This is a genomic window from Mucilaginibacter sp. GW822-FHT03E02 (assembly GCF_058801545.1).
Genome location: NZ_JBXANJ010000001.1, coordinates 595,396 through 608,119 on the forward strand (window position 1 = coordinate 595,396; position 12,724 = coordinate 608,119).

The following is a 12,724-nucleotide window of genomic DNA, read 5'->3' on the forward strand; positions in this document are numbered from 1 at the left end:
AGTGCTTTAAACCTGGTCAACGCTGCGAAATAAGATTTGTATGCGTTGGGATTCACCTGTAATAATTTCAAAAGCGCGAAACAGATAGCCAAACTCAGCGATCCAGGTTAGAGTGAACGGGATCAACGTTGCCATCGCGCCCGGGGCTTTAGCCACAATTGTAAGCCGAAGCCAAGCACCGCCAATCTTCGGTTTACCTTACCTTTAAGCAGGCAGCATCCGGGCCGAAAAAAATATTTTTCAAAACCACTGAAAAATGTCACATATGTCCCTGTTTTTTCGTATATTAAATTTATGGGTAGATCAGTAGAAACATTTAGTAAAAAAGAAAGAGAAAAGAAAAAGTTTAAAAAGCAACTGGATAAGAAAGATAAAGCTGAAGAAAGGAAAGCAAATTCAGGTAAAGGAAAAGGACTGGAAGATATGATGGCCTATATCGATGAGAATGGCAATATCACCTCTACCCCACCCGATCCGGCTAAAAAGAAAAAGATTATAGCAGAGGATATCCAGATTGGCGTACCCAAACAGGAAAACCTTGCGCCCGCCGATCCGGTGCGTAAAGGTGTGGTTGCCTTCTATAATGATTCTAAAGGCTATGGATTTATCAAAGATCTGGTTAGCCAGGAAAGTATTTTTGTACATGCTAACGGCCTTACGGAAGCTATCCAGGAAAACGATAAAGTAACTTTTGAAACCGAGCAGGGAGCCAAGGGTTTGAATGCAATTAAAGTAAAAAAGCAATAGTCGTCATTCGCGGTCATTAATTTCCGAAAACATTGGACATTCCAATAGCCATTTATTAAAATGGCTAATGACCGGGAGTTAAGGGCTCGCCTTTCGGTTACGGAAGCGGTTTTAAAAAGCTTTCTTCCTTATACCGGAGTGTAAATAAATGGCCGGCCATCAACATGCCGGCCATCTAAAAAATAGTTTAAAAACTCAATCGCGATAAGATATTTATTGATTAACCCGGAACGATTCGTAAGTCTGGGCAGCGGTGCGATTACAGGTCATGGCCTGCGTACCGTTTTCGCTCGAAACATATTTCGCGTTGTTTCCTCTCAGCGAAAATGTGCCGTTGCCATTGTTTACCCAATCAAACTGTTCCCATGCCCCAATTGACGTGCGGTTGCAATTTATAGCCTGGGTACCGTTTTCAGAAGACACATATTTACCCTGGCTCATCAGGGCAACCTTACCTCCGCCAGCATCAACGATGGTAAATTGTTCCCAGCCCTGTGCTGTAGTTCGGTTACAGTTCATAGCCTGGGTACCGTTTTCGCTACTCACATAAAGATTATTATTTCCCTTAATGGTAATTGTTTGCCCTATTGGTGCAGGAACACTGCCCGATACCACCGGTAGTGTAGGGCGTGTAGCTGTAAGCCCAATCTGACCTTTCAGCATCCTGCCGCCATCGCCCGTAAGGCGTAAATAATAATCTGCAGAGCAGGCCGTACCATCTTCATCCAACGAAAAAAAGCCCAAACCGGCAGGCGTATAGGCCGATGTTTCGGTAGTCTTGGCAATCTGGTTGCCTTCGTTGTATTCATCAAACATAGAAATGTAAATACCCTGGGCGCCCAGCCTTACCATGTTGTAAAATTGCCTCCACATAAAATCGCCATGAACTCTTTGATGTTTTTGCAAATCGCCTGGTAAAACGCATGGCTGGTAATCGATGCCGTTGGTATTACAATAAGACTGATCGCCAACGTTATGGTCGGTGTAGAAACCATCGGCTTCCGAGCTGCTTGAAATCTTCCCAATCATCCAGGGCGAAATCATGTTCAAGGCGTTATAAGTTGCCAAAAAGCCTGGCCTAACTTCGGTACTATTTGTATCGCGCCAATAAGCAGGTACGCCACCAATGATATAGCAGCCCTGGGCTTTAAACCAGTTAATAACATCAAGACAAACCGCTGCCGACCAGGGGTGGTTGGTATCATTAAAACCGAAACCCCATATACACACAACAGGTTTTCCATTTTGCTTAGCGTAAGCCGATGATGAGGTATAGGCCGACATTTTGTTGGTCCAGTCTGTTTTAATTTCCGATTGCATGTTAGTCCAACCGCCCACATCATACATAATGTAAAATTTACGCCCGTAGGTTTCGGCTGCTGTTTTAACCTTAGCGGTGATAGCATCGCGGATTGGCCCTTCCTGCCCGTTGGGGTTAAAACGTTGTAAGGCAGCTCCGTCGATATTGTTTTGCTGCATCCATAAAAAATGGGTGTTTACTGTTTGATCGTTGAACGAAGAGAACAATTTGGCAGGCTGGCCATTGCCCAGGTTGCCAAAATTGGATGCAGTATAGGTGCTGGTATACTCGCGAACATCCGGCCAGGAAATAATGCTGGCATTGGTTGGTGTAGGAACGCCGAAAGGATCGCCGGAAGCGTAGTGCCACCAGGTATTAAGGGGCGAACCATCGCCCGGTGCAGCAAACCAGCCCTGGTAGCCTACTATTACTTTGCCTACAACGTCGCCGGCGGCAGAAGCCGAGGTTTTAAGCTTAGTTGTTTTTCCATTCGGAGTTGTAGCAGGCGTGCTAAGTTTATTTTTGGAACAGCTGATGATGACAGCCGTGCATGCTATCATCAAGATAAGATTGGTTTTCTTAAAATTCATAAAGATTGATGTTAAAAATTAATAATTGGTTAAACAACGGAGTTGCGTACCCACTACGGAGGTACAAAGCGTTTCCTTTTCATAGCTGCAGATTAATTTGTTTAGTAGATTTTGTGAAATTTTCACTGATATTATTGGTTGCTCATAAAGTAAGCCGGGGGCGATTAATAAAAGATTAATTATCGCTTAATGTGAAAATTCAGACCAGAATAGCAATTCAACTATTTGATATTTAGATAAATATATTGCACGAACAATCAGAACGAGATATTAAGACGTTTCAGTCGGTAATTAATTTCCATATTAATATGCCTGTAAAATATAATTCTGAATTTATGAAGACGTGTTTTAATATATAGAAATATCTGTGCGGCTTTTTGACCTCTGCGAAGTTGGTTGAGTTTGATTTAGGTTATTTATGGTGCTATGATGGTTCATGTGGGTAACACAGATGCGGTTGCTCATTAGTATCTAAAGATATATTTTGCCGATACATCCGGGCTTGTTCAATCGGATTAGAGGCGTAGCCTCGGCCAATCTTGTAGCCTCGGGTTTTAACCCGTGGAAAAAAATGGAAAAAACGATTGAGAGCCGTAGGTTCGATCCATATGAGCAACGCGTATATATCGTTTGAACAAATTGAAAATATCAGGATTTACACCCTAATATGTGCCGTGCCGATGGCACTCTTGTTGTCCTTTGGCCAATCGGCCACGGGTTGAAACCCGCGGCTACAATATGTGCCGGGCCGATGGTCCTTAGGAAGAGTTATGTAGAAGCTAATTGAAATCGAACAACCCATTCAAACCGCCATAGAGCCATCATTTTCATTTTATACCCAAAATAACCCTGCTAAATAACTTGCCAACCAGCCATATTATTTGCCCAACGCGGCATCAAAATCAATAAAAAGGCCGTCTTTGCCTTCGGTATTATAAACGCCGCCTGTTATAATGCTTTGCCCGGTTATGCCCGGATTGTTCCCATGCCCCAGGGGCCACGAGCCTTTTGTATCAGACACACCGATGCCTGCGTATGAAGCAGCTTTAATTGCAAAATCGGTACAGTTATTTTTAGACAAATGATATTCAAGCCCATCGTAGCTTTTGGTAAGCAGCAGTATTTTATCAAACCTTTTTTTGGAGATAAACTTACCCATCACCTCGTCCCAGTTATGCCCGTTATCGTTCTTGAACGTGCCCGAGCAGGAAGGATCAAGCGGCGTTGCCGAAAACAGGTTGTCTTTTTGAGGATAAAATCCAAACGATATGGAAACCGAAGTTGAATCGGTATTATATTTAATAAGTGTTATAAAAGTATGGCCCGTGTTAACTATCTTAAATATCCGTGGTTTACCGGGTACCGGCTGTTTCACATGAAATAACAGCGCGTACGCAACCGCCTTTTTGCCATCATTAAAAGTGTTTACAATACGCTGGTAAGTAACAGCCTTGCTTTTCTCTTCGCCCTTATCATTCAATGCCAAAGGTTTTGGATCGTTTACAAATAACGAATCGTCTTTTGAATTAATTGCCAGGTACCGTGTGCTAAGGCCCGAATCAACACCCAATGTATCTACTGATATCGAATCAGCTACAGGCTTTATTTGCAAATCAGGCGCTTGTTGGCCTTTTTTGTATTGCATCGTTTTAAAAAAGCATTTCATGGCCAGCGGGTACATACGCAACCGGGCAAATACATTGGCCAGTTTGTAGTATATCTTAACCCTCGACCTGTTATAATTTACTTCGTTGCTCCCGGTCGAAAACTCTTTCAAGTAGCCCATCAGCGCCTTGCGCTCCTGGCGGCTGCTTAAATGGGTTTCCATATTCTCCAGGAAATTAATGTTGCCTTCGGCCGGCACGCGTGTTTTATTAACTATTACAGATGCTTTGTTTTCACCTGGCAACAACTCTTTTTTAACATCGTAATCAGTTATAACATCTGCCGACGTATCTGCCCGCATTGGTTTATAATGCACCGCGGCCGATAACTGGGCATGAACGGGTATACTATATAAAAGATAACCTATAATGGTAAACGCTTTTAAACATTGCGCTATTCGATGGCTATTCATGAAAAGGAGCTTAGATGGATATTGTATTAACGTAATTTATTGGTAAACGGTATATACGGCTTGCTTACCGGCAACAACAATAGTTGCTGCTACAACTTAAAAAATTAAAACATGTGGGTGTGTTTTTCATATCCGTTACAAACGTAATAACATTTTAAATAGTCTACAAATTTAGTAGAGTATTTATTTAACTTGCGGAGTTTTTTGGGTTTTGCTTTAAAATGACAATTTCAGGATGAAAAAATATGCTTTAATAACCGGCGCAAGTAAAGGGATTGGCAAGTCGATAGCCTGGCTATTGGCACAAAAAGGTTATAATTTATTGCTTGTTGCCCGCTCAGAGGCCGAATTGAATATTTTATCCGTGGCTATCACATCGGCCCATGAGGTTGATGTGCACTATTACGCGACCGATTTATCAAACGCGGGCGCGGCCGCAGATATAGCTGCCTGGTTTACCGGGTTGTCTCTACCACTATCTATACTGGTTAATAATGCGGGCTACGGTCAGTGGGGTAACTTTGATGAACTGCCACTACCAGGCCAAATGGCCATGATGAGGGTTAATATAGATGCAGTTGTCGAGTTATCACATTATTTTATTCCGTTTTTAAAATTACAGCAACAAGCCTATATGCTTAACGTAAGCAGCACTACGGCCTACCAGGCCGTACCTACGATGGCTATTTACGCGGCTGCCAAAGTATTTGTTTTATCATTTAGCAGGGCCTTGCGCTACGAATTAAAGAACACTCCTGTATCTGTAAGTTGCCTGTGCCCGGGCCCTACTGATACCAACTTTGTGCACCGTGCAGGGATGGACGCCATAGCAGAACTGGCAGCCAAATTTAACATGAGTCCTGATGATGTTGCGGCTATAGGCATCGCCGGTATGTTTGCCAACAAAGCCGAAATTGTGCCCGGCTTTTTAAATAAGCTATCGTCAACAGCGGCCAGGCACAGCCCCAAACGCCTTATTGAACGTATAACGGCCGGTTTATATAAGCGATAAAAATATTTCCAGGAAAATTTGTTTGATTAAACAATTTATCTACATTTGCATAGTCTATAAAATACATAGACATTATATACATTGAACAAAACACAACATATAACCTTTGCATCCTCCATGCGAATGCCCTCCTTAAAAAGGGCGATGTGTAGCTGTTGTTGTTAATTATCACCGGCCCCAGGCTCCCCCATTTAAAAGCTGCGTAGCGCTTTTATCCAATTCAACATTAATTATCTATTATTTTAACTACCCATTTTATGGCAGCGGTATATCAAAAATTCACCTTAGGCACAACTATTACGGCCGAACAACAAGCTTTTTTTAACCAGCACGGTTTTATCCATTTTACCAATTTCATTAAGCCCGAAACCGTGGCCGATATCATCAAAGCATCTGAACAGGTACAGCAGCAATGGATAGATAATAAAGTAGAAAAGATAAACGGTGTCCCGGTTAAATATGGCAAGGATTTGGACGGCTCAGCAATTGTACAGCGCTTCGCGTTCATTAACCAGCACCATGCCGTGCTCAATGAATTTACGCAGGACCCAAGATTCCAGGTATTGTTAAACCTCATTGGCGATGGTGCAAGGCTGGGAACTGAAGAAAAAGACGGAATGGTTTTTAACCACTATGTTAACGGCCCCGAAAGCAGCTTTACCAAAATGGGCTGGCACACCGATGGCTTGCGCGATATATTTCACGGGCAGCGATTAAACCCGATGCTGAATGTAGGTATCCACCTGAGCACATTGAAACCCGAAAACGGAGGATTACGCATTTTGCCTGGTACCCACAGGCAAAACCTTTACCAGATGCTTTTCCGTAAAAAGTATTTCCTGGATCATGATACTGATGAAAACGAGGTAGCAATTACACCAAATGCCGGCGACCTGACCATACACGATGGCCGCTTATGGCACCGTGTGGCACAATCAACCATAACCGGCGAAGCAAGCAGGCGCAGGGTAATATACATACCCATCATAGCGGGCAAATTCGAACCAAAAAATGCTGATAGCCCTACCGCGTTTTATCAGCGTTTTGCAGGAATTGTTAAATAAATTAAATTATGCTGATAGCCTTACTCACCGGTTACCTTATCCGTACAGGAAAGATTGCCGCCATCAAAAATTTCTTCGTAAACAATAACTTATTAACCAAAAGTAATTCGTAATACGTTTTATTCGTCACATAGGGCAAATACTGCCGTTAATCAAACCATCTCGCTATTACGGTTCGACATTATAAACGGCATCAAGATAGAGAGCGCCTTAATGTTTATGCTAATAATATAAAATCAAGAAGTTACTACTAACCAACAAAAAGGTAAGGGTTAAATTTCATCGTTGGTTCATTACACTCTTTTTAAAAGCAGTGACTTTCTTGCTATTATTTGTTAATATTGCATTATACCGTTATAACCTTATGACCGCAAGATTAATTTCATTAATAGCTATATTTTTCAGTTTAACAACAGCTTACGCTCAGGTCCCCCTTTGGCTAAAGCAAACAAAAATTTCTGAGGTGATAGCTTTTGAAAAAGGTGTAAATCCATCGGTGCAATTTTTGTCGAAAAACATTTCTCTTTCTAAAGATTATTACCCTTTGGCAGATAAATACCAGGTAACCAACCCCATTGTAATTCAAAGACCTGAATCGAATTATTTACCGATCAATGCAGAATATTTTTATACACCTGCCGACTCAACCTTACGGCTCATATCCTATGATTGGGAAAAAGACCGATATGGCAATCTTTTTAAAAAACAGAAAATGTGGGGTGAGGAAAGTTCAAAATTAGAAGTGTATAACAGCGAATACGAAAGAATAAAAAAAGATGTAGTAAGCCAATTGGAAACGCCAACTACAACTGATACTGCCGTAAAAGAAGTAAGTACAGATGGTCAAAAATATTTCTCAAGAGAAACGGTTTGGGACAATACCGAATTTCATGCAACACTTGATATGATTTTTGCACCCTCCACTTACAGAATTCGGTTAACATTATATTGGAAACGATAATTTTCATAGTCCGATTGAAAGCCATCGTCAATTACAAGCGGCGGGCATGTTGCAACATCTGATTGTTTAACAAACCTTTTTTAAAGATGATCTCGTAACATACGTGAAACAATGTACCTGGTATGCTTTTTAGCACAGCAGGTACATCACTTTTATTGCCCAATATAAACTAAAGCTCCCTTACCCAGATATTGCGATAGCTGATAGGTTCGCTTTTATCGCCATGGGCTTGTAACTTAATGGGCTCGGCGCCGTGCTTGCGGTATTCAGGCTGACCGATGTAAGGGGTATCTCCTTTCAGGATAGTATTGTTTTGCACAAGCACACCGTTATGCAAAACGGTAGCGCGGGCTGCCGATTTTAGGGTGCCATCCTCATTAAACCGTGGGGCTGTCCAAATTACATCGTAATACTGCCATTCGCCGGGTTTGCGGCAGGCATTTACCAAAGGCGGCGATTGTTTGTACATACTGCCGGCCTGGCCGTTTACATAGGTTGGGTTTTTATAATTGTCCAACACCTGCAACTCGTAACCACCTGCGCCCCAGGGCAAAGCCGCCAGGAAAATACCGCTGTTACCACGTGCCTGGCTGGTGCCGGTAATGTTGGATGGGATGCGGTACTCAATATGCAATTGAAAATCCATGAATTTTCTTTTTGTGCGGATATCGCCTACGCTTTTATCAACCGTAATGGCATTATCGGCCACTATCCATTTATGGGTGGAGGCAGAATCATTAAGGGCAACCCACTCGTCCAGGTTTTTACCGTCAAACAAAACAATGGCATCAGATGGGGCCTCGCCCATTTTTTGGCCGGGTGTTACTACAGCTGGTACCGGTGTCCAGTATTCGGTATCCTCTGGTTTTCCTTTTTGCTGCGCGTTTGCAGCTATTGCCGAAGCAGCTAATAATGCTGATAATATGATAACGTTTTTCATTTTAACTATTAATGATCTGTTTTAATAAATTATTTAGCCAGTGATTTAATCCAAAGCGCTATTTTCCGGGCCTCATCTTTAGGCACCTGCGGCATTGGCGGCATCGGTGTCGAATAATCGGGCCAGTGTTCTGGTTTGGGGTTGTGGATCAGTTGTACCAATTCGTTCACGCTGTACTTCTTTTTGGCCACATCAACATAGGCCGGACCAACCTGGCGCTTATTGGCGTTATGGCACGATAAACAGGTGTTTTTTAGTAACAGTGGTTTTACCTCGTCATACGTAGGTACAGCGTTGGCCATAGCCAATGCTTTTGCACCGGCGCCTTTAGCTAAAGCGCCCTTTTTAGCATCTGCAGTTGCCCCAGTTTTTACCATTTTGGCCGAATTCAGGGTACTCACCCCCGCCATCGAAAGCTTTTGCCCTTCGGGGATGTTATTGAGAGTATAATAAGCGGTTGGATGGACAAGGTTAAAATAATTCTCCTTATCGCGCATGCCATCCAACGTAATGGTGTGGATGTAATACCGGCGCAGGTTGTTTACAATTAACCTGGCTTTTAGTCCGTCTTCCGATACTTTAACACCCACTATAGGGCATTTTTCGGTATTTACCGGCGGACTTCCGTAAACAGCCTGGTATTTGTAGATGTAGCTTTCTACCGAGTATGAAGCGATATCTTCCGCTACCTTTTTATCAACCGGTTTGGTAAATTCAATCTCGAATCCATCGGGCATGGCGCGGATGGCGCGCATCTCAAAGGGTACTTTATTGTTCCATACCAAACGTTGCAGGCCCATGGTGGCTTCGCCTGCCGATCCCCAGCCACGGTTGGTTTCGCCGGCTGCCAATGAACCATCAGGTAACCAGGCCAGTCTAACGATGCCGGACTGAAAGCCGCTGCGGAATGCCCATGCTGCTCCCTGGTACTGGCCGTTAACTTTTTCTAAAAAGATCCTGTCAACCATACTCTGCCCCTGGTCGCAAACCAACAACTGGCCGGCAAAGGGGCCAAAGGCATCTTCGGGGATCTTTACTATTTCGGAATTGGAAATGCCCAGGATGCCGTGCGGTAACCAAACGGTTGGCAATGTTAGTTCTGGAATTTCCTTCTTTACTTCAAATTCTGTCCTGAATTTTTCGTTTACGATATCCTGTGGTTTAAAGGGCTGGCCGTCTTTATCAAATTCAATCCTGGGGTTGTTTTTGGCGAAGAACTGCTCCGGCGTTAACTTCAATGGCGAGTTTGGCAAATTAGTCCACACCAGGCTTGAAGGGTGGCCCATAAAAGCGCCTTTTTCTATCTTCATGATACTGCCCGATCCTACCCAGTCGCCCTGGTTATCGGAATACCATAGTTCGCCATCAATCATACTGATACCGCATGGCGAACGGAAGCCCGCGGCCCAAGGCGTAACCGTACCATCTTCCTTGATATTTAAAGCCCAGCCACGGTAAGGCACAAAACTTTTGGGGTGCCACCAATCCGGCGGGAAGCCGAGATTAAGCGTAACAAAGAAAGAGCCATCGGGTGCCAGTTTTGGCCCAAAGCTGTATTCGTGGTAATTGCCCGATAATGGCCAGGCATAAATGGTTTCAAATACATCTGCCTTGCCATCCATATTGGTATCCTGCAGTTTGGTCAGTTCGCCTCGTTGTACTACGTATAAAGCACCGTCTTTCCAGGCCGCGCCCAAAACCTCGTGCAGGCCCGATGCAAATTTCCTGAAATACGGGTGCTGGCCTGTGGGGTTCTCCACCATAAAAATATCGCCCCTGCGGGTAGTTACCGCCAAAGTGCCATTAGGCAGGGTGCATAAACCGCCAACTTCCAGTATAGTACCTTCGGGTGCGGGTACTTTCATGATCTTGAAAAAATCGTCTTCTTTAGGCGATTCGGCCTGGGCCAGGGTATGTTGCGTATTGCTTAACAGTGCGCCAACTATCAGTGTAGTAAATAAGCCTGCCCTGTTTATCATTTGTTTTAATATGTATTTCATAATGACGGCTGCTTAAAAGATAATTGAATAGGTTAATTTTCCCTTGATGGGGATAATGAGCTCCTGCTTACCGCCCGCATCCCTAAGGACGGGTTTAGCCCCAGCAGCATCTTCTACTTTGATATAGTAAGATTTATCATCAACTATATATAATCCGTTACCCGCATCCTCAATATTGTTGCCGGTAGCCAGGCGCGCAAACAAGCCGTCAACCGGGTTTTGCAAAGTAATTTCGCGGTGGATGCCATGGCCTCCTTCTATAACGGTGCTGGCATCATTTACCGTCGATCCGTAGATGATGTATCTGAACGTTGGCCTGTCATCCGCATTTAAAACATATCCTTTAGGGCGGTATCCTGTTCCTGTAGTATCCGCCGCCCAGGCAACCTGTGCATTGGCCAGTTTTTCTATCCCCGGTACCGGTTTGCCCAGGTATTGTACCGAACCAGCTACACGCGATGAGCCATCGCCCCTATCGTGCCACATGGGGGTGGCATCTAAAAAGCCGCCGCGCCAGATCTGTACTATCATCCCTTTATCCAGGTCGTAGGTGTAATGTACCTGTTCGGCACTCCCCACATTTACGCCATGGGTAACGCGGATGCCGCCCGGCAGATCAGAAAAGCTGCGCAAAATCGTATTTGATGTGGCATTAATAAGAATAGGATCAACCGGATCGTTATTACTTACGTTGGCATCAGTCAGCAGATATTCGCGGATGCCGGGCCCCGAAACGGTTAAGCCTAAAGCAGGCTTGGCCCAATCGGCAGTTTTGGAATAATACAGATCAAAAGCCTGATCGCCGGGCTGCAATTGAATTTTGCCATCGCCGCGGTTATTGGCCGACGCTATGGCATCATTGCCGCCTATCTTTAAGGAACCTTTACCCCCCGGCACACTTAGCTTAAAAGTATACTGCCCGGCCTTGGCAATCTTTATGGTTCCTGTGTAGTGGATCACAAAATCGTTAGTTAGTTTACCTACGTTTGATGATAATATGGTCGAATTTCCTTCGGCTACTGCCTTAACTTTAGCGTCATTTGCTGCGGTGGCTGCGCCTTTATAAACCGCATATTTTAGGTTAGATAAAACAGGTGGCGCTTTATCAAAACTGGTAATGCTGATATTCCTGAAAGCTACCGCACCATGATCGCCCTGGATACGCAGCGGACCGGCGGTTGTTTCCTTGCTGTCCATCGCACCGCGGGTTGGACCTGCCAGTTCTGCATTATCCTGTATCAAAACCCCGTTTAACCAAACGTAAATTACTTTGGCGTTACTTATCTTTTTGCCCTGTGCATCAAAGCGCGGAGCCTGGAACGAGATACGCATGTGCTGCCATAAGCCGGGAGCCCTGCTGGCATTTTGCCTTGGTGCGTGGCCATCATAGCCCTGCTGGCCATCGGGCTTGCTATCGTCCCAACGCTCGTAAATACCGCCGTTGTCGCCCGATTGGGGATTAACTTTACCCCAGCTATCCAGCAGCTGAATTTCGTACCGGCCCTGTAAATAGATGCCCGAGTTTGAGCCTTTGGCCATCATATAATCCAGCTCCAGATCCATATCGCCGTAGGAGGCTTTGGTATAAAGGTCTTTCGCACCCTGTTTGCCGGGCAGGTTAACCAATATGCCGGTGCCATCTTTGGTGGTTAAAACTTCGTCTTTATCCAGGTCGGCCTGCGCGCCGGTAGCCAGTTTCCAGTTTGAGGATGGCTCCTGGAAAGCCGAAAGATCGGTTAGGGGCACTGTGTTTTGTGCCATCAATTGATGGCAACCCAACAGGCAGCCCAACAACATAACCAGCTTTTTACCGTCAAGGGTTATAGGAGGATACTTGATACAATACATTTTATTTAAATTATAATTTGGTTTATGTGGCATAAGATGATTAAGCCTTATACCCGTGCAATTTAATAAATTATACAATCGATTGCGGAATTATTTGAATAACTTGTTTGATACAAAACACCGCAACCTAAAACCTTATTTTTCAAATCCCTCCCTCGGGAGGGGCGCGATGGAAATGCGGGCAA

9 protein-coding genes are annotated in these 12,724 nt (G+C 44.2%); 4 read left to right on the forward strand and 5 right to left on the reverse strand.

Going from position 1 to position 12,724, the window contains the following annotated elements:
* Positions 1-294 precede the first annotated feature (294 nt).
* Positions 295-747: a cold-shock protein gene (locus AC1RM2_RS02210; RefSeq protein ID WP_492982942.1), complete on the forward strand. Its 453-nt coding sequence runs from the start codon at positions 295-297 to the stop codon at positions 745-747.
* 213 nt (positions 748-960) lie between these two features.
* Here the strand turns inward: AC1RM2_RS02210 and AC1RM2_RS02215 are convergent, their stop codons facing one another.
* Both AC1RM2_RS02215 and AC1RM2_RS02220 read right to left on the reverse strand, forming a co-directional pair.
* The gene (locus AC1RM2_RS02215; RefSeq protein ID WP_492982944.1) at positions 961-2,637 is read right to left on the reverse strand and encodes a hypothetical protein; all 1,677 of its coding nucleotides are present in this window, start codon (positions 2,635-2,637) and stop codon (positions 961-963) included.
* A gap of 877 nt (positions 2,638-3,514) precedes the next feature.
* A complete protein-coding gene (locus AC1RM2_RS02220) occupies positions 3,515-4,714 on the reverse strand; it encodes a hypothetical protein (protein WP_492982946.1) in 1,200 nt (399 codons plus the stop codon).
* A gap of 235 nt (positions 4,715-4,949) precedes the next feature.
* On the opposite strand from AC1RM2_RS02220, the gene AC1RM2_RS02225 reads away from it, so the two are divergent.
* The 3 genes from AC1RM2_RS02225 (at position 4,950) to AC1RM2_RS02235 (ending at position 7,751) form a co-directional block, all read left to right on the forward strand.
* The gene (locus AC1RM2_RS02225; protein ID WP_492982948.1) at positions 4,950-5,726 is read left to right on the forward strand and encodes an SDR family NAD(P)-dependent oxidoreductase; all 777 of its coding nucleotides are present in this window, start codon (positions 4,950-4,952) and stop codon (positions 5,724-5,726) included.
* 257 nt (positions 5,727-5,983) lie between these two features.
* Positions 5,984-6,790 carry a phytanoyl-CoA dioxygenase family protein gene (locus tag AC1RM2_RS02230; protein ID WP_492982950.1) on the forward strand — a complete coding sequence of 269 codons (807 nt, stop codon included), beginning with the start codon at positions 5,984-5,986 and terminating at the stop codon, positions 6,788-6,790.
* A gap of 364 nt (positions 6,791-7,154) precedes the next feature.
* Positions 7,155-7,751: a hypothetical protein gene (locus AC1RM2_RS02235; protein WP_492982952.1), complete on the forward strand. Its 597-nt coding sequence runs from the start codon at positions 7,155-7,157 to the stop codon at positions 7,749-7,751.
* Positions 7,752-7,920: 169 nt separating this feature from the next.
* Here AC1RM2_RS02235 and AC1RM2_RS02240 read toward each other — a convergent pair whose 3' ends face one another.
* Genes AC1RM2_RS02240 through AC1RM2_RS02250 form a run of 3 tightly spaced genes read right to left on the reverse strand, consistent with a single transcriptional unit; the run spans position 7,921 to position 12,539 of the window.
* Positions 7,921-8,691: a 3-keto-disaccharide hydrolase gene (locus AC1RM2_RS02240; protein ID WP_492982954.1), complete on the reverse strand. Its 771-nt coding sequence runs from the start codon at positions 8,689-8,691 to the stop codon at positions 7,921-7,923.
* 29 nt (positions 8,692-8,720) lie between these two features.
* Positions 8,721-10,691 (reverse strand): c-type cytochrome, encoded by a 1,971-nt coding sequence (locus AC1RM2_RS02245; protein WP_492982956.1) that lies wholly within the window; start codon positions 10,689-10,691, stop codon positions 8,721-8,723.
* A 12-nt stretch (positions 10,692-10,703) separates the two neighbouring features.
* The gene (locus tag AC1RM2_RS02250; protein ID WP_492982957.1) at positions 10,704-12,539 is read right to left on the reverse strand and encodes a 3-keto-alpha-glucoside-1,2-lyase-like domain-containing protein; all 1,836 of its coding nucleotides are present in this window, start codon (positions 12,537-12,539) and stop codon (positions 10,704-10,706) included.
* Between the last annotated feature and the right edge of the window lie 185 nt (positions 12,540-12,724).

Coding starts and splice junctions, on each gene's coding strand:
- AC1RM2_RS02245 (WP_492982956.1), bottom strand. CDS start 10,691: ATGAAATACATATTAAAACAAATGATAAACAGGGCAGGCTTATTTACT.
- AC1RM2_RS02220 (WP_492982946.1), bottom strand. CDS start 4,714: ATGAATAGCCATCGAATAGCGCAATGTTTAAAAGCGTTTACCATTATA.
- AC1RM2_RS02230 (WP_492982950.1), top strand. CDS start 5,984: ATGGCAGCGGTATATCAAAAATTCACCTTAGGCACAACTATTACGGCC.
- AC1RM2_RS02240 (WP_492982954.1), bottom strand. CDS start 8,691: ATGAAAAACGTTATCATATTATCAGCATTATTAGCTGCTTCGGCAATA.
- AC1RM2_RS02250 (WP_492982957.1), bottom strand. CDS start 12,539: ATGTATTGTATCAAGTATCCTCCTATAACCCTTGACGGTAAAAAGCTG.
- AC1RM2_RS02235 (WP_492982952.1), top strand. CDS start 7,155: ATGACCGCAAGATTAATTTCATTAATAGCTATATTTTTCAGTTTAACA.
- AC1RM2_RS02225 (WP_492982948.1), top strand. CDS start 4,950: ATGAAAAAATATGCTTTAATAACCGGCGCAAGTAAAGGGATTGGCAAG.
- AC1RM2_RS02210 (WP_492982942.1), top strand. CDS start 295: ATGGGTAGATCAGTAGAAACATTTAGTAAAAAAGAAAGAGAAAAGAAA.
- AC1RM2_RS02215 (WP_492982944.1), bottom strand. CDS start 2,637: ATGAATTTTAAGAAAACCAATCTTATCTTGATGATAGCATGCACGGCT.